General features: G+C 51.1%; 23 protein-coding genes and 2 tRNA genes. 12 read left to right on the top strand and 13 right to left on the bottom strand.

From position 1 onward, the window contains the following. Window positions 1-38: 38 nt before the first annotated feature. The 4 genes from KIS30_04280 to KIS30_04265 all read left to right on the top strand — a co-directional run bounded on the left by KIS30_04280 (window position 39) and on the right by KIS30_04265 (window position 4807). On the top strand, window positions 39-1199 hold the full coding sequence (locus KIS30_04280; protein MBX8645961.1) for a glycosyltransferase: 1161 nt from the start codon (window positions 39-41) through the stop codon (window positions 1197-1199). Between the two features lie 202 nt (window positions 1200-1401). Then, window positions 1402-3033 (top strand): APC family permease, encoded by a 1632-nt coding sequence (locus KIS30_04275; protein ID MBX8645960.1) that lies wholly within the window; start codon window positions 1402-1404, stop codon window positions 3031-3033. Between the two features lie 308 nt (window positions 3034-3341). Continuing rightward, complete coding sequence (locus KIS30_04270) at window positions 3342-4370, top strand: aldo/keto reductase (protein MBX8645959.1); 1029 nt, start codon at window positions 3342-3344, stop codon at window positions 4368-4370. 128 nt (window positions 4371-4498) lie between these two features. Further along, window positions 4499-4807, top strand: a complete 309-nt coding sequence (locus tag KIS30_04265) for a hypothetical protein (protein ID MBX8645958.1) — start codon at window positions 4499-4501, stop codon at window positions 4805-4807. Between the two features lie 204 nt (window positions 4808-5011). On the opposite strand, the gene KIS30_04260 is transcribed toward KIS30_04265, so the two are convergent. From KIS30_04260 to KIS30_04225, 8 genes are all read right to left on the bottom strand, one after another. Further along, a complete protein-coding gene (locus KIS30_04260) occupies window positions 5012-6214 on the bottom strand; it encodes an MFS transporter (GenBank protein MBX8645957.1) in 1203 nt (400 codons plus the stop codon). Window positions 6215-6295: 81 nt separating this feature from the next. Next, window positions 6296-7075 (bottom strand): ABC transporter permease, encoded by a 780-nt coding sequence (locus tag KIS30_04255; GenBank protein MBX8645956.1) that lies wholly within the window; start codon window positions 7073-7075, stop codon window positions 6296-6298. Next, window positions 7072-8031 (bottom strand): ATP-binding cassette domain-containing protein, encoded by a 960-nt coding sequence (locus tag KIS30_04250; GenBank protein ID MBX8645955.1) that lies wholly within the window; start codon window positions 8029-8031, stop codon window positions 7072-7074. The genes KIS30_04255 and KIS30_04250 overlap by 4 nt, the downstream gene beginning before the upstream one ends. A gap of 66 nt (window positions 8032-8097) precedes the next feature. Next, the gene (locus KIS30_04245) at window positions 8098-8604 is read right to left on the bottom strand and encodes a PadR family transcriptional regulator (GenBank protein MBX8645954.1); all 507 of its coding nucleotides are present in this window, start codon (window positions 8602-8604) and stop codon (window positions 8098-8100) included. A 225-nt stretch (window positions 8605-8829) separates the two neighbouring features. Continuing rightward, a complete protein-coding gene (locus KIS30_04240; protein MBX8645953.1) occupies window positions 8830-9510 on the bottom strand; it encodes a hypothetical protein in 681 nt (226 codons plus the stop codon). A 172-nt stretch (window positions 9511-9682) separates the two neighbouring features. Next, on the bottom strand, window positions 9683-10084 hold the full coding sequence (locus KIS30_04235) for a hypothetical protein (protein ID MBX8645952.1): 402 nt from the start codon (window positions 10082-10084) through the stop codon (window positions 9683-9685). Window positions 10085-10464: 380 nt separating this feature from the next. Beyond that, the gene (locus tag KIS30_04230) at window positions 10465-11361 is read right to left on the bottom strand and encodes a dihydrodipicolinate synthase family protein (GenBank protein MBX8645951.1); all 897 of its coding nucleotides are present in this window, start codon (window positions 11359-11361) and stop codon (window positions 10465-10467) included. A 52-nt stretch (window positions 11362-11413) separates the two neighbouring features. Beyond that, window positions 11414-12910, bottom strand: a complete 1497-nt coding sequence (locus KIS30_04225; GenBank protein MBX8645950.1) for a glycogen/starch/alpha-glucan phosphorylase — start codon at window positions 12908-12910, stop codon at window positions 11414-11416. A 134-nt stretch (window positions 12911-13044) separates the two neighbouring features. Here KIS30_04225 and KIS30_04220 point away from each other — a divergent pair, with 134 nt between their 5' ends. After that, window positions 13045-14256: an MFS transporter gene (locus tag KIS30_04220; protein ID MBX8645949.1), complete on the top strand. Its 1212-nt coding sequence runs from the start codon at window positions 13045-13047 to the stop codon at window positions 14254-14256. Window positions 14257-14373: 117 nt separating this feature from the next. Here KIS30_04220 and KIS30_04215 read toward each other — a convergent pair whose 3' ends face one another. Both KIS30_04215 and KIS30_04210 read right to left on the bottom strand, forming a co-directional pair. Beyond that, complete coding sequence (locus KIS30_04215; GenBank protein MBX8645948.1) at window positions 14374-14760, bottom strand: VOC family protein; 387 nt, start codon at window positions 14758-14760, stop codon at window positions 14374-14376. 321 nt (window positions 14761-15081) lie between these two features. After that, window positions 15082-15177: transfer RNA gene (locus KIS30_04210), tRNA-Arg, on the bottom strand. 128 nt (window positions 15178-15305) lie between these two features. On the opposite strand from KIS30_04210, the gene surE reads away from it, so the two are divergent. Continuing rightward, a complete protein-coding gene (gene surE, locus KIS30_04205; protein ID MBX8645947.1) occupies window positions 15306-16091 on the top strand; it encodes a 5'/3'-nucleotidase SurE in 786 nt (261 codons plus the stop codon). A gap of 51 nt (window positions 16092-16142) precedes the next feature. Here the strand turns inward: surE and KIS30_04200 are convergent, their stop codons facing one another. After that, entirely contained in the window at window positions 16143-17735 is a 1593-nt protein-coding gene (locus KIS30_04200; protein MBX8645946.1) for a hypothetical protein, read from the bottom strand. 182 nt (window positions 17736-17917) lie between these two features. Here KIS30_04200 and KIS30_04195 point away from each other — a divergent pair, with 182 nt between their 5' ends. Both KIS30_04195 and KIS30_04190 read left to right on the top strand, forming a co-directional pair. Next, window positions 17918-18937, top strand: coding sequence for an alcohol dehydrogenase catalytic domain-containing protein (locus KIS30_04195; GenBank protein MBX8645945.1), 1020 nt, complete (start codon window positions 17918-17920; stop codon window positions 18935-18937). Window positions 18938-18971: 34 nt separating this feature from the next. Next, the gene (locus KIS30_04190; protein MBX8645944.1) at window positions 18972-19124 is read left to right on the top strand and encodes a hypothetical protein; all 153 of its coding nucleotides are present in this window, start codon (window positions 18972-18974) and stop codon (window positions 19122-19124) included. Window positions 19125-19133: 9 nt separating this feature from the next. On the opposite strand, the gene KIS30_04185 is transcribed toward KIS30_04190, so the two are convergent. Both KIS30_04185 and KIS30_04180 read right to left on the bottom strand, forming a co-directional pair. Beyond that, window positions 19134-19832: an alanyl-tRNA editing protein gene (locus KIS30_04185; protein ID MBX8645943.1), complete on the bottom strand. Its 699-nt coding sequence runs from the start codon at window positions 19830-19832 to the stop codon at window positions 19134-19136. A 12-nt stretch (window positions 19833-19844) separates the two neighbouring features. After that, complete coding sequence (locus tag KIS30_04180) at window positions 19845-20735, bottom strand: hypothetical protein (GenBank protein MBX8645942.1); 891 nt, start codon at window positions 20733-20735, stop codon at window positions 19845-19847. Between the two features lie 352 nt (window positions 20736-21087). Here KIS30_04180 and KIS30_04175 point away from each other — a divergent pair. From KIS30_04175 to KIS30_04160, 4 genes are all read left to right on the top strand, one after another. After that, window positions 21088-21160 (top strand) — tRNA-Glu (locus tag KIS30_04175). A 413-nt stretch (window positions 21161-21573) separates the two neighbouring features. After that, window positions 21574-21762 (top strand): hypothetical protein, encoded by a 189-nt coding sequence (locus KIS30_04170; GenBank protein MBX8645941.1) that lies wholly within the window; start codon window positions 21574-21576, stop codon window positions 21760-21762. A gap of 86 nt (window positions 21763-21848) precedes the next feature. After that, complete coding sequence (locus KIS30_04165) at window positions 21849-22307, top strand: hypothetical protein (GenBank protein MBX8645940.1); 459 nt, start codon at window positions 21849-21851, stop codon at window positions 22305-22307. 55 nt (window positions 22308-22362) lie between these two features. Continuing rightward, window positions 22363-22938, top strand: a complete 576-nt coding sequence (locus KIS30_04160) for a site-specific integrase (protein MBX8645939.1) — start codon at window positions 22363-22365, stop codon at window positions 22936-22938. The last annotated feature ends 76 nt before the right edge of the window (window positions 22939-23014 follow it).

The raw sequence follows: 23014 nt of genomic DNA, 5'->3' as shown, positions 1-23014 counted from the left end.
AAAATCCGTAAATACAGTGACAGTATTCCATTAAGGTAATGCAGGCGTTTTCTGTCGGTCTTACAATATTCGCGGCGGCACTCGTGGTGCTTTATTTCCCTATTGCGTTTATGCAGGACTGGCTTCTGCTGAAATACAGAAAGACGTTTGCAACACAGTGCGACCACAGCGGAAAGGCAGTGGAAGGTAGAAGGGTCCTGTGTGTGCTGACAACAAACGGTCAGAATCCGCGTGTGGCTGAGCACATTCTTTCAGTGCTGCATTCATACAACCTGAACATAGAACTCTTTGTGATAAAGGAGGAGAGGGACAGATTCAGCTACCCTGCCAGAGAGGTCATAGTGCCAAAAGATTACATGACGGCACACGACACCAGAAACAAGATGCGGGCGCTGCAGTTCGGCATAGAATATCTGCACGGCTGCGGATATGGCAGCGAAAGCTACATCTGCCACCTGGATGACGATTCTCTGGTGTCGGAAGAGTATCTTGAACATGTTTTCAGGATGGAGGAACATGCCGGACAGGGGCACCTGCGACTCCGGAAGACGGGCGTCCACATGCTTTCCACGCTGGCGGACATGGTAAGAGTTTCCAACTGCGATTCGTTCTGTCATTTTTTCAATTCTACAGGGCATCCAAAATCCGTTCACGGTGAGGGACTGGTGATACGGGCGGATGTTGAGTATGCACTTGGCTGGGATTACGGTACTTATGGTGCCGATGATCTCATCATGGGACAGATGATTGTGAGGAGCGGCCACAGTTTCGGCTTCATACCTCATCCCATAATGATAGCACCTCCGGTTTCTGCAAGGGACTTTTACAAGCAGAGGAGAAGGTGGATCATGTCCATACTCTGGTCCAGCAGGCGCATCAGGGAAATTGATGCAAAGACAATGGACTGGTTCCTCTACAGATACGCCGTCGGCTGGACAGGCGTGCTCGGCTTCCTGGTATTTGTAGCATGCATTTTTTACGGACTCGTGCTACCGCTTCCCATTTACATAATACTCGTATTCAATCTCGGCAGCTATTTCCTGTTTTATCAGTATGGTTCTGCCAGAACATCCAGAAAATACATGATCCCGATGGCACTGCTCCAGCTGCCCGTGGCGCTATACGAGGGAGGAACGCTCATTTATTCGCTGCTTTTCCCGCCTGCCAGAGATTCATTTGACGTCATAACAAAAGTCTGAGACGGAAGCGTTTTGGATGCACCGGCTCTGACAGTCTGGTGGTATAGTACATTATAATAGATTAATAAACATTAATTTTGCACTATTTCGAAATTCACAGATAACCTTTAAATTTGAATAAAGTTGATTCAGCTGCACAAAGAGAGGGGAATCTTTGGTAAGTTCTACATCCGACAGAAAATTGAGACGTGAACTGACGACAATGGACCTGTTGTTTTTGAGTCTCGGCGGTATAATCGGTTCTGGCTGGCTATTTGCAGCCTCCGGTGCCGCCGTGCTCGCCGGTCCGTCTGCAGTTGTAGCTTGGCTTGTTGGTGGCTTGATTGTGCTGGCCATTGCCCTTGTGTATTCAGAACTCGGCGGCATGATACCTAGATCTGGAGCGATTGTCAGGTATGCTCAATTCTCGCATGATAGTTTTGCGGGATATATCTTCGGCTGGGCGTATTTCCTGTCAGCCGTTTCTGTTCCCGCAATAGAAGCAGAAGCGGTCGTGACGTACGCATCCACATACATCAACGGCCTGGTAGCGACATCCGGAGTGCTGACTGTGGTTGGCATTGGCATTGCAATGCTCCTCATGTTTCTGTTTTTCGCGCTTAATTACGTGGGCATAAGGATCATGGGAAAAACCAACACGGGCGTGACTTGGTGGAAACTCATAGTTCCGCTTGGAACAGTCATAATACTGCTTGCCGTAGGATTCAATCCGGGCAACTTCGCTCTTCCGTCGGGTTTCCTCTACGGAGGATGGCCGAACGTGTTTGCTGCAATATCCCTTTCGGGTATAGTGTTTTCATACCTTGGTTTCAGACAGGCGCTGGATTATGGAGGAGAAGCTAAAACACCGCAGAAGTCCATACCAAGGGCGACCATCGGGTCTGTTCTGATTGGCATAGTGCTTTACAGCCTTCTCCAGGTTGTTTTCATTGGACACGTCGACTGGGGAGCAATTGGTGTCCACGCAGGAAACTGGGGTGCTTTGGCTACTGCTCCAGGCGCAAAAGCGCTATTTGACGCGCCATTCGCTACTCTGGCCACTTCCGCAGGACTGGTGCTCCTGACCTACGTGCTCTATGCCGATGCCTATATTTCACCGTCCGGCACGCTTAGTGTCTATCTCGGAACATCGCAGAGGACGTTGTACGGCATGGGAGCCAACGGTTATTACCCGGCAGCACTGACAAAAATCCATGAAAAGTACAGGATACCTGTTCTGCCTCTGGTAGCCTCGCTGGTTGTTGGCTTCATATTCTTCCTTCCGTTTCCGAGCTGGTACAAACTCGTAGGATTCATTTCGGGCGCGACAGTGTTCACGTACATTGTTGGCGGCTCTGCCCTGATGGCACTCAGAAAACATGCACCTGAACTCAAGAGACCATTCAGACTGTCTGGCGCATCTATTTTGAGCCCGATTGCGTTTGTGGGATCTGCGCTTATCGTGTACTGGACCGGATGGCCCTATGTCGCCTACATTGCCATCGCTATATTCGCTGGCCTTCTTGTCTACGCATTCTTCTATCTCACTTCCAAGGTTGACAACATATTCACGGCAAAGTCTATAAAGTCCGGTCTGTGGGTCCCCTTATTCATACTGGCGCTGCTCGTGCTTTCATATCTCGGTGAAACGACCTATGGTGGTATCGGCGTGTTTCCGTTCCCTACCGACTTCATAGTCGTGATAATCGTATCTCTGATATTCTACGCCATATCTGTTGTGAGCGCAACCAAGACCGAAGAGATCGAGCAGATGATTGCCCTGGGTTCGCAGTATGTCAAGGCAGAGGAATTCACGGTCTCAGGTGGCTCTGAAGGAGAGAGCAAGGACCAGTAGACAATACAGCAACATTGTCCTGAAAACACTTTCAAACGCTTTCCTTACTTTTCTGATCGTTTACAGAACTCTGCATACAGGTCGAATTGTGCGGCACTCGGGCAGACACAGTCTCCGGCGCGTCTTGCGAATTAACGACTCATCCACCATGGACGAAAATGCCTGCGAGCTGGCAGAGTGGCCTGTTGGATAATCGAGCATGGCACATGGTGCATTGCTAAGACGGCCGGACATCACTGGTAGCTGCCCGGTTGCTCAGAGCGCAATTTCGCGACAGTTAAAGTAAGCAATGTGCATTTCGTGCATACATGAATTACAGATATCTTGGAAAGACCGGTGTAAGGGTCAGCGAATTGTGTTTTGGCACGATGACGTTCGGGTGGAAGGCAGACGAGCAGACGAGCCACCAGATGCTCGACATGTTTGCCGCCGGGGGAGGAAATTTCATCGACACGGCGGATGTTTATGCGGACGGTAAATCCGAGGAAATACTTGGAAACTGGCTCCATGAACAGAACAGGGATGACTTTTTTGTCGCCACAAAGGTGCGCTTTGGATCATCGGAAAAACCGAACGATATCGGTTTGACGAGAAAGCACATATTGAGCTCAGTGCGGAAGAGCCTGAAAAGACTGAAAACCGATTACATAGACCTGTATCAGGTCCATGCGTGGGATCCGGCAACACCGATTGCCGAAACGCTGGATGTACTGAATGATCTGGTGCATGAAGGCACAGTGAGGTACATCGGCGCAAGCAACTTCAGAGCGTGGCAGCTGCAGAAGGCCTTAGACACCAGCGAATCTATGGGCTTGGCTAAATTCTGCAGTCTTCAGCCGCAATACAATCTTCTCTGCCGTGGAACTGAATATGAGCTCATACCCGCATGCATGGCAAACGGCATAGGCGTGATTCCCTGGAGTCCGCTGCGTGGAGGCCTCCTCAGCGGCAAGTACAGGAGAAGTATGGAAGTGCCGCCGGATAACACCAGGATAGGCGGCGCATATCGCGAGGGAAGGACGGAGATGTGGAAGAAGTACAACAACGAAGTGACATGGAGCATTGTCGAAGCGCTGGACCGCATTGCGGGTGAGCTGGGTAAAACCGACTCTCAGGTTGCCCTCAACTGGCTGCTCCACAGGGAAGGCGTCACAGCCCCAATCATCGGTGCTGCTTCGACGACACAGCTTCAGGAAAACATGGGCGCCGCCGGGTGGAAGCTGGAGAGCAGGCACGCAGACGAGCTGGGGAGACTCAGCGCCACGGGCGTTTCATATCCCTATGACGAAGCAGCCGAACAACAGCAGAGAAGAGGAAGAGAAGATTTCGTCAACTGAGTTCAGGATTTCGCATCGTCCAAGAGCGGAGGAGTTATGAACATTGATGAAGTTGAGGAAGAATCTGTGAACAGGGGAAGCAGGGGATTGCCTTGATTGAAGAGGAGTGGCGCAACAGGTTGCGGAGCATGTCTGAAGACGAACTCCGGAAACTCTCATCCCTGGTCCGTGAGGAAGTGCTCGCTCGCGAGGCAAAGCACGCATCCGAACTGAGGGTGGGGGACATAATTGAATTTGAGGATCGTACCGGCATCACCAGACGCGGCCACGTGGCCCGCATCAGCGCACGCTCGGTAACAGTGCATTGCGCCCCGCCGGAAGGACAGGCTGGAAGTGAAAATTACGGTTCAACCTGGCGTGTGAGTCCTTCCCTGTTACGGCGAATTGTTTCTCCGGAGCATTCGGCTGGCAGCGGGCAAGAGCGCTATGAGCGATAAATACTCTGGCCGCGAATGCTTTCAGAAGAGGCTGCTGTCAGCCGATCCGAACTACAATTGCAGCGGGCAGATGTACGAAGGTTGGGAGTGTTGCAACTTGAAACATCCAGGAAGACTTCCTGCATGCAGGTAACAGGATGATTTCGAGTTAAGCAGCATTGTTTGTCACGATTCATTTCAACACGATACACATTGCAGGGAAAGCTACAATCCGGTGATCGTGCCCTTTGACGCAAGCTGCATCCGTGCACCTCTGTATTCCATGAGGTAGAAGACAACTGCTGCAACTGCGGTCAGAATCGCAGCAACGTACATCACAGCGAGATAGCCGCCGGCATCACCGAAACCAAGCGACGCCACACTGGTGGCGATCGCACCGCCGGCGATGGGCCCGCCTATTCCTGACATTGCCATGAAGGATGCCAGAAGTCCAGCAGACGCCCCTCGACTTGATGAGCGCTCCACTACGTATCTCAGTCCGCCCACGTACATGAAAGACCATCCGACACCGAGCAGAAGCTGTGTGGCCGCCAGTTCGGCAAAATTTCGGGCAAGAGTGAATGAAAAGAATGTAACGGCAGAAAGGGCTAATCCTGACAGAAGCAGTGCTCGTGCAGACCTGCCGGGGGTCAGTAATCGCATAGACACTATCTGCACAACAGAGTTGAGCACATAGATGGATGCGACCAGTGCAAGCCTCAGGCTGTACGGGTAAGATGTGGGAGTCAGTGCGAGACAGAATAAGGGGAATAGAGCCCAGATTGCAGTGGCTCCGAAATGTCTCAGTGACAGTGAGAGGTAGGCGGCCCTACCGCGCGAAAACACGCCTGCCGGGAAGAATCTGACTGATCCGGCGGAATGATGAACCGGATATTTTATCTGGAGCGAGAGCACGAATGACATGAACAGCAGAAGCGAGGACATGAGGAAGACAGGAGTAAACAGACTATGTCCGATTGTTCTGCCTGCAAAGAGATATATGACTATGCCTGCGAAGCCCTGCCCTATCGCCGAACCCATCGCGGCAATGGAACTGAAGTAACCAAGGTCGCGCTTCAGGTCTATTGCATAGGCGATAAGTGAGCTGCTGGAACCTGCAGAGAGACCCAGGAAAAATCTCACAGTCAGCAGAACCAGCGGAGACGTGGCCTCAAGCTGCAGGAAAGCCATCAGCGAAGCGAACATGAGGCTGACAGCAAGGATGAGTTTTCTTCCATAGATGTCCGAGAGCCGTCCCAGTGTGTAATTGCTGACGAGCAGCGCGACGCTGTACGATGCAACGATTGCGCCAATCTCAGCGCTGTTTGCACCGGTCTCCGATGCGTAAACTGGGATGAAGAGAGTCGACGAAGTGTAAGCGATGTTCGTCAGAAGCTGCATATGGAAATCGTTGTTGCCTTTGTTCATATACCGTTTCAGCCGGTCCGCGACGGACAGAAATGAGGATTGTCAACAACCAGTATTTAAACCGCATCGTCAGTAAAACGGCTATTCGACTCTAAGCCATTTTGTCGCCATGACTGACCCCACGAAGAGCATCAGGACAGCGAAGATCGCCAGATAGCCGAGGGGCGTCCAGTCGACGGCACCTCCGAGCACAATGGATCTGCCTAGCGTTGCGGAAAAGGTCACGGGGTTGACCGAGGATATAGCCCTCATCCAGGCAGGGAAATTTGCCTGTGGAAAGAGTGCAGTGCTGGAGAACATCAGCGGCATTGTTATGAAGTTGGATATCACGCCGGGCGTCTGCCAGTCTGTGCTTGAGACTGTCATGGCCATGAACAGGGATGAGAACCCGAGGCCGAGAAAGAACAGTGCAAGAATCCAGCCTATCCAGAGTATCGGGTTCAGCGGAAAACTGACGCCGAACAGGAAGGCGGCAATGACCATCACTGGCAGCTGAACCATGCCGCGTGTCGTTGAACCCATCGATTTCGCCACGAATATTGTTGCCTTGTCCGTGGGAGTGAGCAGTATGCGCTTCATGTAGCCGAAACGCTTGTCCTGTATCGTGCTCATCGAGCCGAACATCCCTACTGTGAGCATTGAAGTTGACAGAACACCTGGCAGAAGGAACGCTATGTAGCTGGAGGTATGGAAGAAGCCTTCAAGGAATGACTTTGGCGCGGAGGCAAAACTGCTGCCGAAGAATGCCAGCCACATGAACGGCTGCACCACTGTTATCGCAATGATCCATGGATTTCTGTATGTCTTCATAATCTCCCTGGTCAGAAGGCCGGAAAACTGATTCAGCGTTGCGTTTCTCATCTTCTCGCCATCCTGAGGGTTGCGTAAAACTTCCTCATATCCATCTTGTTGTCCTCTTCGCTCAAGCGTTTCCCTGTCAGATCGATGAACACCGTTTCGAGGCTGGGCTTGTCGACGTTTATCTTCACAATACCCTCGATTTTAAGAGATGAGAGAATGCGCGGAAGGATTTTCTCAGATGCCGTCACCTTCAGACGCATGCCGTTTTCAGTCCTGCTTGCGTCAAGAACGCCTTCCATGCGTTCAAATAAGGCAACATCCGGTTCGTAGTTCAGCCCTATCTCTATAATGTCGGCATTCACCTTTGACTTGAGTTCCGACGGCGTTCCAGTGGCAACGATTTTGCCGTGATCGATGATTGCGAGATTGCTGCAGAGGGCATCAGCCTCCTCGATGTAGTGGGATGTAAGCAGTATTGTCACGCCATACTCCCTGTTTATGCCGGTGATGAGCTGCCAGAGCATCCTTCTTGTTCCCGGATCCAGGCCGATTGTCGGCTCGTCCATGAATATGACTTTGGGCTGATGCAGAAGAGCGAGCGCGATTTCAAGCTTCTTTCTCATTCCGGTGGAGTACTTGCCGACCTTGGTGTCTTTTCTGTCAAAAAGGTCGAAATACTTCAGGAGGTCATTCGCGCGTTCCTTCCATTCCTGCAGATTCTGAAGCTTTGCCTGCAGCCAGAGATTCTCCATTGCCGTCAGGTCATCGTCCAGTATTACCTCGGCGGCAACCCATCCTATGTTGGCCCGAACAAGTTTAGGTTCTTTCTTCACGTCATGGTCAGAAACATGCGCCTCCCCTGCGTCTGCAGGGATTAGCGCAGTAAGCACTTTTATTATCGTAGTCTTGCCTGCTCCGTTGGGTCCCAGAAGACCAAATATTGTTCCTTCCGGAACAATCAGATCGACGTTGTCCAGAGCCGTGAAATTTCCATATTTTTTTGTTATGCCCTTCATGACTATTGCATTTGAACTGTCGTCCACATGCACGGTTTCCGAGGATGTTCTTGCAACACTCAATGTTCATTCTCCCCTGTAAGGGATTAAGTTCTTCAGTTCGGTCGCAACCTCTTTGGTTAGCAGCTTCCGCTCCTTCACCGACAGATGACCCAGCCGTCCCTCCGTGATGAGAGTAAAGAGTTTGATATCGGTCTTCAGCCGGTGTACTATGAATTCCCTGAGTTCTGAATCATCCATGATTTCCATCCACAGCCTGCCTGCATCCTGAAATCTGCCCCGAGTCCTGGCCATCTTCCTGCGGAACGATTCGAGTTTTGCCTTACCCTGACGCGTGATGTAATAGACGCGGCGTCCCTCTTCTGTCCTGGTTTTTGCATAATTCTTCTCGACCAGATGATGCAGTGCAGGATATATCGTGCCTGGCCCGGGAGACCACGATTCTCCCGTTTTCTCCGAGATTTCTGCAGCCAGACTGTAGCCGTAAACCGGTCCCTCGAGCATCCTCCTCAGAGCAAACATTGCAATGAGACTGGTGCGAATGTTACGCGGCCTTTCAACTTCCTTCTGCATGTATCTTCATCATGGCTACCCATTATAAAGCTATATCGATATCGATGTCGATATCGATATAGTGAGACAAGGTTGTGAAACAGTGTATGGAAGCCTGTCTGCACATACAGGGCGAAGGATGCGCACACATAGACACCGTGTACGCGCCAGAGTGCCGAGTTTAGAGATGCGAAATGCCGCTCGCTGAAGAAACACTGCGCGTTGGGAGCAAAGGCGGTATGCGCCTCAGGGCGACGCCTGCGGGACCGGAGCTGACAGTCCCCGATGCGAAACGTAATACACCACGGCACTGAAGAAGATGAAAATGGGAATCAGAACAAGGTCGCTCACTGCAATAACCGACTCCGCATACCAGAATGCAGAAAAAGTCAGCAGTATCGAGGAGACCATAACTTTCATATTGGCCTGCTTCACCTTTCTTATCTGCGAATGAAGCATGAATGCGGCAACGACCACGATCAAGACACCGGCAAAGAGGCCGAGTATCGTGGACGAATAACTGTTGGGATAGAGGGCGACCAGAACAATGGCGGCTTCAAACGCTTCCACAGCACCGACGGAAAAACCAGCAACAAACAGCCCCTTCTGTTCGTCATGCTCCGCGCCTTTGCCCGGCCCGAGACCCCGGGATATTCTGACTGATCTTCGGGCGCTTTTCATCAGCCTCAAACCGAAGTACAGCAGCAAGGTTGCGGAAATGATCCTTACCAGAAGTATCGGAAGATATGCTATCAGATTGCCGACCACGGCAGTGGGTATGAAAATGACGATTACACCGAGCGCTATGGCCAGGAACGCCGTAGCATTTTTGGTATCGGCATACAAAGCAATACCAACAGCGGCGGCCTCGGCCATCTCAAGAACCGTTATGCCTGCTGCAGCAAGAAATATGCCTATCTCAATCATTGGCTGCGCCAAGACACCCGTATTACTTAAAACATCACTGGAATGGATGCAGTTCACTTTCATTACACGATAATTATTTTCATTCAGCCTACATCAGGGACAAATAGGCTCCTGAACCGAATTACCGCCATCTGGAGGCACGGTTATCACAGTCTTGATTGAGGCAGATTGACTAACTGTTCCTCTTCGTAAGCGAAAGTCTCAGTATTCCACCTTGTTCCTTTGTCTTCCTGCGGAGATCCGCGACGTTTGCCGTCCCGGTCACTTCGAGAGTTCTCTTCGCCACCAAACCTTGGTAAAGGTGGATAGGAACGGTCAGTACCAAGACCAGTACAAGGAAAATGATGAAGAGCATGAAATTGTATGAGGATATCCTATTGATGTAAGTGAAATTATTAGTCGTAAGACCGTCATTTCCCAGAAGGATAATTTCAGAAGTGATCGAAGTGGTGATCATGAAACTGGCGTATAAGCCGAGAAGTCCGATCAGCAGGTAGAATATGCCCAAAACTCGTGTGATAAGAATTGCCCTCGCATAAGCAACGAACGGATTCCCCGCGCGCTCAGCATCCATCAGTTATTCCAGTCCCCTGTATCGGTCGCATATAACAGTAGTTCTTCTTAAGAGATTCTATGAGTAAAATGTAAAGTATCGCCGCAAGGACTTGACGAAGGACTCAATCGCATTTCAGGTGAACAGCGGATGATGATTCGGAGCATGGGCACATACAACAGGATCATTGCGTCACATCCTTATCTAGGGCACAAGCGGTCTGGATGAGCACATCAGTGATTTATACACTGTGTCCAAACTCATATCAGAGCGGTGACCAACGTGCTTCCACGCAATGAAAAGACGGCACGGTGCAGAGTCAAAACAAATTGACAAACACGTAGTGATTGCACCCGCATACCAAACAGAGTGCATAGCACGGAACGGCCTGAGCAGGTTACTCATCGGCCGGAGACTTTCATCCCTGCTTCAGCCAGAAGTGTTCTAACCTGCTGCTTTTCAATCTTCGTCAGAGACTCAAGTGGTTTCTTGACCTGCCCCACATCCATGCCCGTTGCAGACATTGCCTCCTTCAAGCCGGCCGGGAAGTGCCCAATACCCACAGCCTCTATGACCGGGAGCAGTTCCTTCTGAGCCCTTCTTGCCTTATCGACCCTGCCGCTCTTGAAGAGATCAAATATGCTCGCTGCCTTTTCGGGCCAGACATTGCTCATGCTCACAACAGCTCCACTGCCGCCAAACTCCAGACAGGTTAACGCCATCGCGTCAGAGCCGGTGAACACCGCTATCCTTTTTCCGACCACCTCGATATATTTCAGCAGCTTGAAGAGGTTGTTTTCAGTGTACTTCATGCCCACGATCAGCTTGTCTTCTGCAAGTTGCCTCACTGCGTCGACACTGACAGGATTGTGTGTCCACTCGGGTATGTTGTATACAAGCAACGGCAAATCAACACTATCGTGAATCATCTTGTAGTGGTTGTAAATCCCCTCGGAACCCAGTGAGTAGTAATAAGGCGGAGTGGCGACTATGCCATTCACGCCAATGTCCAGGGCATCGGTGCCAAACTCAACGATGTTCTCCATACTCGGATCTGAGACGCCTGCGAGCACCGGAACCCTGCCGTTTGCGGCATTGACGACTTCCTGCAGCACGAGTCTTCGTTCCGCCCTGTCAAGCATCGCAAATTCGCCCGTTGTGCCCAGGGGGAAAAGACCGTCTACACCCCCGCCGATAAGATGGTTCACGAGCACTCTAATCTTCTTTTTGTCGATATTCCCCTGCCTGTCCAGCGGCGTTGGCATAGGCGACCAGATGCCTTCAATTTTTAGTTTCATACCATTTCAATAAACGTATCAATGGTAATAACATTGGCAATGCAGGACCAAGTCACCTTTTCCTCGAAACGGTGAGAGGGCCGTAGTAGGATTTCAATACCCTGGCCATTTCGAATCCCGGTGTCTTCATCGCATTCAGTGCGACTTCCTCAAACGATTCCCGCCTGTTCGACCACATGTCCACGACCTTTTTCAGCTTTGAGGAGAATTCCCTGTAATCTTTTCTGCTGATTTCCAGCCCCTCGCTGTTGTCGAACGGTTTGAGATCCCTGAAGTCCTTTCCGAAGAGCCAGCCGTTGAAACCGTCCTTTACAAACTCGACTACCGAGCCGTCACGTGAGGTTATCGGCGGCGTGCCGTTTACCATTCCCTTCATGAATGAAGTTCCTGATGACTCCCATCCGCTGAACGGTGTGAAAACCATCAGATCCGCACCCCTGACTATCTTTTTTGAGAGTTCGACATCATAAGCTGGCGTGTAAAAGACATTGTCCACTTCATTCGACAGCGCATGGAACTCCTCCATGACCTCCCTGTTCACGAGATCCTGCGGATGCGCCTTGCCTGCGAGTATGAAATTGAGTTCACTGTTCCTGTTTTCCCTGATGAACCTGAGAATGAAATCCGGCCTTTTGTACGTGACAATCCTCCTGTTCCATGCAAGCACCATACCGTCGTTCCTGATGCCGACGCGCCTGAGCAGAGCCTTTCTGCTCCTGTCCTTGAATTCCCTGAAATCACCAGCTTTGATGTTTGCGGCACCCTTCCCCTGCCATCTTGGCAGTTCGATGCCGTTCGTAACATAGCCAATTTTTCCTGCAAAATGAGGCATCACACGCTGAGTTACGCTGTGATGTTTCTTTGAAACACAGAATACCTGATCAGCCCTTGCGAGGCCGAGATCTGTGAGAAAGACTCTGTCATAAAGAAAATCATAATCATATTGTGCCCTGAAGTACCTGGACGGAAAGGAGGGATGACCCCACGGTCCCGGAGTGTGGATTATAAACCTCAGCCTGGGGCTGCCGACCTTCTTCAGATTCGGGCTGATGGAGAGGAGTGTTGTGTACGCCTCCTGCATGTCAATGCAAATCACATCCTTCTCATACCGTGCGAGGTAGTCAAGCACGCCTTCCGCGAGCAGTACATACCTGTTGAACGAAAGGTCTGTATCAGTGTGTTCGTAGAGATGCTCATTGAGCCTCCTTGCCCAGGCGGGTGACACCGTGTCGATGAAGACTGCCTTCGCACTTCCCTTTGTGAAAACTCTGTATGCGGTCACCACCTCCCTGCCGCCTATGGAGACACTGCCCCGTTTCTCTGTCAATTCATCGAGAAAGCTGTCGGGGTACGGATTGTCGACAGGCACAGCCATTCCGTCCCTGAATTCATAGCCCACATAACCGCGCCTGTAGAACAGCGTGATTACAGTATAATTAATGCCGAGCCTTGCCGCCGCGTAGAACTTGTCCCCTTCCAGAACACCGAGTCCGCCTGCAAAAGATGAACCTTCGTCGAGGGAGAGTTCGGGTGTAACGCTGACATTCATGGCTCTATATCAGAAATAACATGATATTAATCTGTCGAATTGTGTAGAATTGGCTTGAGAGCGTTCACATATTGGAAATATGATGAAGTTCTGAGGGCTGAAGTAAGTAGACCGTGAGGAACAGTGTGTGACGATTGAGTGATAACAGGGTACAGTCGTGGAAACTTTTTGCGGCAAAGTCGATCAGGGGTTTCGGCATCGGGCTGATAGTTGTCTCCTTCCCGACGTATCTCAGCTACATCGGCATAGGGTCACTGGAGATAGGTGCAATATTCAGCATTGTGATGGCAGGAACCGCATTCCTTCTCTTCTTCATATCTTACAGGATCAGACGGTTGGGAAGGAGGACATCGCTCTTCCTTTTCACCGCCATTGTATCCGTGGCAGCCGCCGGCGTCGCTTTCAGCAACACTTTCTTTGTCCTTCTTCCGTTTGCATTCTTTGCAAATTTCAGCCTCGGTGGCAGCGACACAAGCGTCTTTCTCCCGCTCGAGCAGTCCCTCCTGCCAGATTATGTGTCAGGCAGGGAAAGGAACAGGACGTTTGCCGTTTACAACACCTCCGGATATCTGGCGGTCGGTCTCGGCGTACTGTCCTCTTCAATACTGTACGGCGTCTTTGGAGGAGGGCTGCCCGGATACAGAGGCATACTGTTTGTCTACATGGCCTGCCTTATCCTGAATGCAGCAATATACGCCACAATACCGGGCATAGGAAGGAAGCAGGAAACGAGACGTCTGCTTGATTACAGGTCACTGAGTCCAAGAAGCAGGTCAATCATAAGGGAACTGGCACTCCTGTTCGCCATAGACGCTTTTGCAGGCGGACTCGTTCTGCAGAGCGTCATAGCATACTGGTTCCATCTCAGATTCAACGCATCGCTTGAAAGCCTTTCGTACGTTTTTGCAGCGGTCAATTTCATAATTGCACTTTCGCTGCTGCTGACGCCGTGGATAGCTGGCAGGATTGGCGTCGTGAGGACGATGGTCTTCACGCATCTTCCGTCAAACATACTGCTCCTGCTCATTGCATTTGCACCTACATTCACCATAGCCGTTGTGATCCTTCTGCTGAGGCAGTCGATATCACAGATGGATGTGCCGACCAGGCAGTCCTATGTGATGGCTGTGACCTCCGACAGTGAAAGGCCGCAGGCGGCGGCAATCACCGGCCTCGGCAGGAGTGTGGCTTCGGCATCGAGTCCATGGATATCGGGCGCCATGCTCCAGTTTGCCGCACTTGGACTGCCCTTCATTCTCGGCGGCGTTTTGAAATCGTTCTACGATCTTGTGCTGCTCTGGAGGTTTGACAAAATCAAACCGCCTGAAGAAATGGCCGACAGCTGAAACTGGATGTGCCATTTCATTTCCTGAGCGATAATGTGAATGCAGCAAAGAACATCACCGGCAGCGAAACTGTTACGGTAGCGCCTGTGCCTGATAGCGGGAGTGTGACCGAAGCCCTCACTTCGCTCCTTGCCTGTCCTTTCCGGGAATCAGTTCTATCCAGATCCCGTTCGGATCTTCGACGAATGCCTCGCTCCAGCCGATGTCCGCTCCAATCTCCCGCGGCCGGACAAGAAGCTTGGCTCCCTTCGACTCGAATTCCCGTGCGACACGGTCCACGTCATCACACTCGAACGCCAGGTGATCGAGCTCTTCGCCCTTCGCGTACGGAGTGCCGAATCTGCTGCCTGACTCGTACCAGTTGAGTTCCAGGAGCTGCGAAGATCCCGGACTCCGTAGAGTGACTACGCTCCCTTGCGTCGGGGGAGTGGATTGTACCGGCTCCACCATCTCCATGCCAAGTAACTCAGTGTAGAACCTAATCGACTCGTTCAGGTCGCGCACACGGATTCCAGTCTAACTCAATCGCAGCATCAAAGGGCAGAAATCTCGATCGGCCTATAGAACCGTCCTTGCGTTCCGCACTGACCGAATGGTCAGTTGGCCGATTTGCCTGATTGACCGACTCATGCCATATAGCTCTCCTGCGAAATTCCGACGATGTGGAGTAGTAAAAGCTGTTGCGAGTTGCTGCACGGTCAGTCCGAATACGATTCGCTGGACATGCGGGCCCTTCCGCAACGGATGGTGGGCGGCCACCAGCCTGAAGTCACCCAGTAGCTTGTCTGCCATTGGGCCGGGCAGTATTCTGTTGCAAAATAGTTACGGGCCCGCCGGGATTCGAACCCGGGACATCTGGCTTCCTTCCGGCGTTAAGCACCTTAGAAGGCCAGTGCTATATCCGAACTAAGCTACGGGCCCGTGGAAGCGTATATTATGCCTTATTAAAAACATGCGCGGCCCTCCTGTCAGCAGTCATGGCTTCTGGTGAGAACGATCATACTTTTCTAAATAGACAATAAAGTTATATCCGATGCAGATGAGTCGATATGCTCCTGCTCACAAATGATGATGGCGTATACAGCCCCGGCCTCAGGGCACTGTCGACTGCTCTCTCCAGGAATATGGACGTGAAAGTCGTCGCTCCAAAGGGTGCGCAGAGCAGCACAGGGATGAGCATAACGTTTCACAGGCCCTTGCGCATCAGCAGGGTCAGCATGAAAGGCTACGAAGCTACGGCCGTGGGAGGGACGCCGGCAGACTGTGTGTTTGCCTCTGTCCATAAGCTGTACAGGCGAAACAAGATTGACATGGTGGTTTCCGGGATAAACATCGGCGGCAACATCAGCATGCAGTCTTTTTTCTCGTCCGGAACAGTGTCTGCGGCAATGTCCGGCGCCATAATTGGCATCAAATCAGTTGCTTTCTCGAAGGAAATTGCCTCCGAAGACGAACCGCTCACCGAGAAGGAGTTCAGAAACGCAGCGTGGTGGGCAGCAAAGATTGTTTCTTTTCTGATGAAAAAAGGTTTTCCTGAAGACGTTGACATGCTCAACGTGAATTTTCCCGTCAACACGACGAAGAATACGCCGGTGCGCATAACCAGAATGGCCAGCGAGATGTTTGACGATTATGTGGTTGAAAGAAAGGATCCGAGAGGGAATACATATTACTGGCTGGCCGGAACGAAGAAGAGCAAATTCGAGCCCGATACGGATCTGCAGACAGTTCTCGGAGAATCGGAGATAAGCATAACTCCGGTGAGCATAAAATCCATACAGCACCACAATGCCGGGCATGTCGCTTCGTTCCTGTCTCCGATTACAGGAAAATAAGCCGCGCAGGCCACCGCAGCGGAAAAGACGTCACGCGCGGCGTGTTGAAGCTCAGAGCTCTCTGACGGCGGCCTGTTCGATCTTTTCTTTCCGCTTCTTCCTGTTCTCGACGGAGCGCATGCCGAGGGACGTTATAAAGGTGAAACCGAGTGTGGAGACAATAATTGAGACGAGCGCCAGCACGTATATAGTGCCGCCGTACTCCATCCCGGACTGGAGTATCAGCACAGAAATTGCGGCAACAGTTATGCCTTTCGGCATAGTTGCGGCAACGAGTCCCATGTCGCCGCTGGATTTTTCGACAGAGTAGCGTGTGTAAAATGCAATGGGCAAACCCACGCCGCCGCTCATAAGTCTGAAGAGCAGAAAGAGAGGAGCCATTATCAGTATCAGGACTATGACGCCTGTAATTTCGCCCGATGGAATCGGATGGATGCCCAGAGGAGGAGAGAAGAGCATTATGCCCAGTTGTATTCCTATGCTGAAATAGAACACAATCCTTATGAGAAGCTCGAATTCGTCGTGAAAAAGCATCATGCCTGTGAACGTCCGTTCTCCGGTGTCGTCCGTATCCTTGTCGACGACGGTTTTTTCGCCGCCGGGGAAGAGAAAGCCGATGAAGAAACCGAGATAAATCAGACCTATCAGCGTGAAGAGAACGTTGGTGAAACCAGCAAATGAGGTCAGATAGAGTATAGACTCGTACACGAGCATCGCGATGCCGAGCACAATACCATAGAGTATCATCCCCATGCGCAGCTGTTTCTCGCTGACATCACCCTGTTGCTTGGTCACAACAATATCGTTCATGGAGAAGAATGCGTAAGCCTTCAGTCTGCTTTTTTTCCTGTCGACAATCTTGCGCCGAACTCCAAACACGATCAGTCTGGAGCCGAGGTAGACAAGGGCGGGGATGCCCACTAGAACGAACACCAGAACTGCCGAATGGTAGACGAGAACACCCGAAAGCGACTGATACGTTAAGCTGAAAAATGAGTTGAAGGTCGGCGACGGATCTTTAAGGAATATCAGATTATAGAATAGAGCCACGAACAGCAGCAGAACGACGCTGTTTACCGTCGACTCCAGCTTAAGTACGCTGGAAATCTTTTTCATATGTTCGGCGTCTTCCCCCCTGTCCTTGACTAGGTCCATGAGATGGTTGAGGTACGGCACGACGACAGCTGCCGATGTTTCTCCGAGCAGAGTGCCGAGCAGTGCGCCATAAGCCCAGGGCCAGTGGAGGAGCGGTTCGCACGCAAAGCCCATGATGATTGCAGGAGGCACAATGTCCATGACTGCCATCATGATGCCTGCCAGTGCCACTCTGAGCCCCGAACCGCGGAGCGATTTTGCGTCGGCACCGAGCTTAAGGCCCATGCCGGCATATATCAGCACAAGGACCAGATTTGTAACGACAGGTATGGAGAAATCCGTCAGGAAGGAAATGAATGAGGCGGGCAGATGTATGATGTGATGATAAATGAGAAACGCGAAGGCGAGTCCGATCATTATCAGAGTAATGACCTGAAAAGCAACGCCCGAATTGAATTCATATATCGCGAAGGCGAGGATCGAACCGATGAGTATGAGGTATGTGGAAAAGAGCAAAACCAGATTCGGCGACGGGTATACTGGAGTCATCGGCCTCTTACCGTGCGTTAGGCACAATCATAGTAATTAAATCTTATTCAATCGGCGACGGAGCAGCCGGAAGGGCACAAAAGAGTCCATTTCGCAGCACTTCGGTGCATTTACGCAGCGACCATTGCCATCTTTCAGCACCTATAAATGTCTTTAAAGCAGGATCCGCTTACATCTCAAAGATGAAGGCATGCGTGATAGGGGCTGACGGTTCGCTGGAAATTTCTGAACAGCCGAAACCGGAGATAACGCGCGGAGAACTGCTCGTGAAAATGAGGGCGTGCGGCATATGCGGCACCGATGTTGAAAAGCTTCACGGCAATTACCCGTCCAAAATACTCGGACACGAAGCTGTTGGCGAGATTGTGTCCGTGGATGACGGCGTACGCGATTTCGAGCCCGGAGACAGGGTTTTTCCACACCACCATGTACCCTGCTATGACTGCCATTTCTGCCGGAACGGAAGCGAAACCATGTGTCCCCACTTCTCCCGTTCGAATATACACCCGGGCGGTCTTGCCGAATATTTCACCGTTCCCGAATGGAATGTGAGCAGGGGAGCTGTCTTCAAACTGCCGGAGAGGATGTCATTCAGAGCGGGCGCACTCATTGAACCGCTCGCATGTGTGTTGAGAGGCCTGGGAAAGGCTACTCTCGGCACTGACAGCCATGTCGCCGTGATAGGCGTTGGCCCCGTTGGAATGCTCCATGTGGCAGCGCTGAAGATACTCGGCGCGAAGCATATTGCTGCCGTCGATCTGTCCGGAGAAAGGAGGGAGTTTGCACGTAAACTGGGAGCAGATGAGACTTTCAGTCCCCAGGAAGCCGTAGGAGGGATCGTCGAAAGCAGCGGAGGGATCGGTTCCGATCTGACCATTGTGGCGGCAGGCAGCCCCCCGGCCATCGGCACGGGCATCGAAACACTGAGAAAGGGAGGAAAACTGATCCAGTTTGGGCTGCCGAAGCCGGGCATGCGGCTGGAGAGCGATTTCTCAGCCATTTTCAGAAAGGAGATTTCGATTATTACGACATATTCGGGAATCGAGCGGGATGTTGCCGACGCCATCAGCATGATTGCACTGCATGCAGAGAAGTTTGAAAGCATGATATCGCACTCATTCAGGCTCGACGAGGCAGGCGAGGCGTTCAAACTCGCCGAAGATATCAATGCGGCAAGGAAGATAATAGTGGAATCCGGGTGATGAGTAATGGATAACAATCTGGGGAGAGAGAAGGATGTCAGGGGTCCTCAGACACGAGGATGGAAAGGACGTAGTATTCGGCAGGAACGTATGGCAATACAGGGAGCCGGCGAAGATGGTGATGGCTTACAACGAAATAGTGCACGGAAGCGGGAAAGCACGCGAGGCGATGAAGAAACTCAAATGATGCGTAGCGTCAGTCGTTCAGCCTGAAATACAGTCGTCTGTTTGATTTGCCCTTGTTTTCGAATTTGACAGGTACTATGCCGCGGACTTCGCCGAGCGTTCCCACGTGAACGCCGCCGTCGGCCTGAGTGTCCAGACCTTTTATCTCAACGATACGGAAAGTGCTGACATCAGGTGGGGAGGCACCGGCAAGCTTTACAACAGCGGGAATCTTCAGCGCCTCCTCCTTCGGAAGGAAATATGTGCTCACCCCGGGGTTCCTTGAAATCTCTCTGTTAACCTCGTCAACGTAGGAGGTCATTACATCCCTGTCCAATTCGCCTATGCTGAAGTCTATGCGAGATTCATCGGGTTCGATTTTGTTTCCCGTTATCAGAGCGCCGGCCTCCCTGTTGAAAACTGCGCTCAGCGCATGGGCTGCGGTGTGCATTCTCATTATTCTGTAACGCCTGTCCCAGTCCAGCGTTCCGTGTACAGCTGTGCCGGCAGTTAACTGAGCCGGACCGTCGAGAACATGCACAATCGAGTCTCCGTCCTTGACGGTATCCACGACGCGTGCTCCGTTTAGCGTTCCTGTGTCGCCTGGAAGGCCGCCGCCCCTCGGATTGAAGGCGGTCGCGTCCAGCGAAACCCTGTTCTCTGATACGTCCTGCACGACGGCATCAAACTCGCGAACGTAGGCATCTTCCCAGAAAATCTTTCTGACCATCGCAAACACCAACTACTTGCCAGTCCAGCACGCATTCTTCGATTTATCGTACCAGGCGTTGACGTATTCGCCTGTCGTCAGTCTGTTGCACACGAAATGCTTGTCGCAGAAATCGCAGAGCTCTTCGTTGCCGATGACCCAGCCTGTGCCCGGATCCATATCCGTTTTGAGTTCCGTCATCTCTTCTGAGATTCCCATCGTCAGCGTATCGAATTCGCTCGCTGTGCACTGATTGCATCCGGAACTGCAGGGGTATGGCTCAACGGTGTAAAATGGACCGTTCACACCATCTGCCGTGTCGTGGTAATCGCAGAAAACCGAACATGAGGCTTCTGACGAGAGTGTCACAGTAACGCCCGGTGGAAGGAAAATGTTGTAAGCACCTTTCGCGCCTACGTCCGTTACCGTTCCTGAATTTATCCATGAAACGAGTTGCTTGGAAAGTTCTGCATTTGAAATTACTGAACCGGGGTCTGTCGGTATGACCGTGCTGTTTAGCAGTTTGCCCATACCTACGTTGTATTGCCTCAGGCCGCCTGAATAACTTTGGTTTGTCTCGATGTTGGACACAGCCCTGTCCACCCTGGTCATCCACGCTTTTGCCGCCGGTGTCCCGTAAAATACACCCCAGTAGACGTTTACCCAGGAGTAGCCGTTGCCCCATAAAGGCCCGCCGTTGTATGCCAGATTCGGCGACGCGGGTTGCGTCACTACTCTGTGGCCGCAAGGCTGCGCGTAATGTCTTATGTCTGAAGGGTTGCTGCCGAGATCTATTCGCTGGTCGATAAGAGGGATGGTGAAGTGAGATTCATTTCCGCGCACACCAGCGTGCACGAAATACTGTACCATCGAGCCGCACACAGGGCACGAGGAAATCGCATTGCACGACGGACAGCGATTCATAAGTCATGTTATTCCGTGGCATTATTTTAATCTTGACGATTCTGTCCCGGACACAGTAACTATATCGCAAGTCATAGACTGCGGCATTCTTCTGGATCGGCCCGTTTTTGATACGAAGCACCCGACGACTGATCGGAGCACTGCAGAAGAGCCATACGTAAACCTGAGTTGAGTACTGCCCTGTTCCAAATGCACGATGCCCATGAAAGCGCCGCACTGCAGCTCTTGAAATCACCTCGTTGGCGAAAAACTAAGAAGCGCTTGGTGTGTCCACACTGATATTATGATCTGCATGAGCAGGTGATACAAGAAGGTTTAAATCGGCAGTGACATTCGCATTTCCTCACCAACTGCTCCCGTAGTGTAGTGGCCAATCATCCAAGCCTCTCGAGTTTGGGACTCGGGTTCAAATCCCGACGGGAGCATACCCATATAGGTTGTGGTTTAAATATTATCTTGATTTGTCGACAACAAACAATCACATATTAACGCTGTAATTTGCAAAGGGATGATGCCAATGGATTTCAATTCATGCATCCGGGAAGGGTGCGATGGAGCAAGACGGTATCTCAGAGCGCGCTTGCATCACAAGACAGGGAAGAAAAGATGAGGGGAAAACTTTGAATCAACTTCCGCCTTTCTTTGTTCACATGAGCAGGAATGCGCTGAAGAGAAGGTACAGGGCTGAAGCGATACCATCTTTTGTTGCTGCAGGATTGCTCGTTATCATCGGTATATGTGTCATGGGTTTCTTACATCTCCAAGTTTGAAATTCTGGAACTTTCAAGATTGATACTACACCAAGCCGAATTTATTTGGAGCAGTTGGATTCAGCATCATGGCAGAAAACAAGGAAGGCAAAGATAGTAAGAGTGTTAGCAAGAGCACGAGCAGGAGTCCGAATGATCAGAGGTCAGACGCGTTTAATCCGACAAGTTCTGAAAACAAGGCCGCAATGGATAACAGGTCAAATCAGATGAATCCGAACAATCCCGCACATCATCATTCAAAGGGAAAGGGCAAGTAGCCCCAGTGGTTTTCTGGCAAGATTGCGGGTTAATCTTTCAGACACAATAACAACCTTTTAATTCCATATTACAAATGGCCACATTCATGCAAAAAGTTGTTTTTTTCCCGCACTCAGACGAAGAGTTCAAGGACGAGTACTATCTCCGTGACTGGCTTCACAATGAACTGAGAATTTATAGAAAAGGGTATTATCACCTGAGAAAGGGAACCGGTCTTGGTGCACTCGATAAAGGTTCCATCGTTTTTTTCCACAAAAATAAATGGATTGTAGGTTGCGCAGTTGTTGAAGAAGATAAACGAGATACTACGCCTGCGGAGAAAGAAAGATACAGACACGCGGATGAGAATGGGATTGTTGAGTATGAGTTCGTTGTTAAGTTCAATCCGTCATCCATCTGGGTCTGGACAGACGATGAGTTTGTAAGCACTGATGCAGCTGGGGAGATTATAGGGAAGGAAATCCAACAGTACTTTCCAGCAGTGACTGATTTGCCTTTCTTACTAAAGATATACGAGAAAGCAATGTCGCATTCTCTGCCGTAGGTATAGGCAAGTTGAAGGTTCCTATTAGAGTTAATCTTTTGTGCAGAGAGCACTCATGCTGAAGGAGTATGACAAGCTCCCGCCGCACATAACGAGGGAGCAGTATCTCAGGCTTCTGGATGCAGTCGCCAGGAAATACTCATCGGCGGGGCAGTGGGCGAAGAAAGAGCGCTATTTAAGAGACAGGGATAAGTTGCTCCTCAGCCTGATGTGGGAGACGGGAGGCAGGATAGGTGACATCCTTAACATCGTGCCTGAGAATTTTGACTTCGATAGGAAGGTTCTCAATCTCAGCGTGAAGAAGCGAAAGAACGTGAACACCATACCGCTCGACGATAGTCTCCTGCTCGAGATCAGCAACTATCTCAGGAATTACGCTGTCGGGGGTAAACTTTGTGACTTTTCCAAGGTGCAGGCGTGGAAAATTGTGAGAACGTACGGGAAGGAAACCGGAATCGATGTGCATCCGCACATGTTCCGGCACGGGCTGGCCATACACCTGCTGAAAAACAATGTACCCATCCCGATAATATCGGCGAGGCTGGGACACTCGAACGTTCTGACGACCATGCGTTACTACCTGGTGATCACGCCGGAGGTCCAGAGGCAATTAGTAGCAGGCAGGATATAGTGCAAAAGTAGGGAAAAGAGATAGTGAGCAGAAGGATGGATTTGAACACAGCTTCGTTTTTGCAACCCAGACGACT

The organism is Candidatus Sysuiplasma acidicola (assembly GCA_019721035.1).
GTDB lineage: Archaea > Thermoplasmatota > Thermoplasmata > Sysuiplasmatales > Sysuiplasmataceae > Sysuiplasma > Sysuiplasma acidicola.
The sequence above is the reverse complement of the archived record's forward strand: the minus strand, read 5'-3'. Positions and strand labels throughout refer to the sequence as shown.

What these genes read in the sequence shown, in the direction of transcription:
- KIS30_04280 (MBX8645961.1), top strand. Translation starts at nt 39, where the DNA reads ATGCAGGCGTTTTCTGTCGGTCTTACAATATTCGCGGCGGCACTCGTG.
- KIS30_04275 (MBX8645960.1), top strand. Translation starts at nt 1,402, where the DNA reads ATGGACCTGTTGTTTTTGAGTCTCGGCGGTATAATCGGTTCTGGCTGG.
- KIS30_04270 (MBX8645959.1), top strand. Translation starts at nt 3,342, where the DNA reads ATGAATTACAGATATCTTGGAAAGACCGGTGTAAGGGTCAGCGAATTG.
- KIS30_04265 (MBX8645958.1), top strand. Translation starts at nt 4,499, where the DNA reads ATGTCTGAAGACGAACTCCGGAAACTCTCATCCCTGGTCCGTGAGGAA.
- KIS30_04260 (MBX8645957.1), bottom strand. Translation starts at nt 6,214, where the DNA reads ATGAACAAAGGCAACAACGATTTCCATATGCAGCTTCTGACGAACATC.
- KIS30_04255 (MBX8645956.1), bottom strand. Translation starts at nt 7,075, where the DNA reads ATGAGAAACGCAACGCTGAATCAGTTTTCCGGCCTTCTGACCAGGGAG.
- KIS30_04250 (MBX8645955.1), bottom strand. Translation starts at nt 8,031, where the DNA reads ATGAAGGGCATAACAAAAAAATATGGAAATTTCACGGCTCTGGACAAC.
- KIS30_04245 (MBX8645954.1), bottom strand. Translation starts at nt 8,604, where the DNA reads ATGCAGAAGGAAGTTGAAAGGCCGCGTAACATTCGCACCAGTCTCATT.
- KIS30_04240 (MBX8645953.1), bottom strand. Translation starts at nt 9,510, where the DNA reads ATGATTGAGATAGGCATATTTCTTGCTGCAGCAGGCATAACGGTTCTT.
- KIS30_04235 (MBX8645952.1), bottom strand. Translation starts at nt 10,084, where the DNA reads ATGGATGCTGAGCGCGCGGGGAATCCGTTCGTTGCTTATGCGAGGGCA.
- KIS30_04230 (MBX8645951.1), bottom strand. Translation starts at nt 11,361, where the DNA reads ATGAAACTAAAAATTGAAGGCATCTGGTCGCCTATGCCAACGCCGCTG.
- KIS30_04225 (MBX8645950.1), bottom strand. Translation starts at nt 12,910, where the DNA reads ATGAATGTCAGCGTTACACCCGAACTCTCCCTCGACGAAGGTTCATCT.
- surE (MBX8645947.1), top strand. Translation starts at nt 15,306, where the DNA reads ATGCTCCTGCTCACAAATGATGATGGCGTATACAGCCCCGGCCTCAGG.
- KIS30_04200 (MBX8645946.1), bottom strand. Translation starts at nt 17,735, where the DNA reads ATGACTCCAGTATACCCGTCGCCGAATCTGGTTTTGCTCTTTTCCACA.
- KIS30_04195 (MBX8645945.1), top strand. Translation starts at nt 17,918, where the DNA reads ATGAAGGCATGCGTGATAGGGGCTGACGGTTCGCTGGAAATTTCTGAA.
- KIS30_04190 (MBX8645944.1), top strand. Translation starts at nt 18,972, where the DNA reads ATGTCAGGGGTCCTCAGACACGAGGATGGAAAGGACGTAGTATTCGGC.
- KIS30_04185 (MBX8645943.1), bottom strand. Translation starts at nt 19,832, where the DNA reads ATGGTCAGAAAGATTTTCTGGGAAGATGCCTACGTTCGCGAGTTTGAT.
- KIS30_04180 (MBX8645942.1), bottom strand. Translation starts at nt 20,735, where the DNA reads ATGAATCGCTGTCCGTCGTGCAATGCGATTTCCTCGTGCCCTGTGTGC.
- KIS30_04170 (MBX8645941.1), top strand. Translation starts at nt 21,574, where the DNA reads ATGGCAGAAAACAAGGAAGGCAAAGATAGTAAGAGTGTTAGCAAGAGC.
- KIS30_04165 (MBX8645940.1), top strand. Translation starts at nt 21,849, where the DNA reads ATGCAAAAAGTTGTTTTTTTCCCGCACTCAGACGAAGAGTTCAAGGAC.
- KIS30_04160 (MBX8645939.1), top strand. Translation starts at nt 22,363, where the DNA reads ATGCTGAAGGAGTATGACAAGCTCCCGCCGCACATAACGAGGGAGCAG.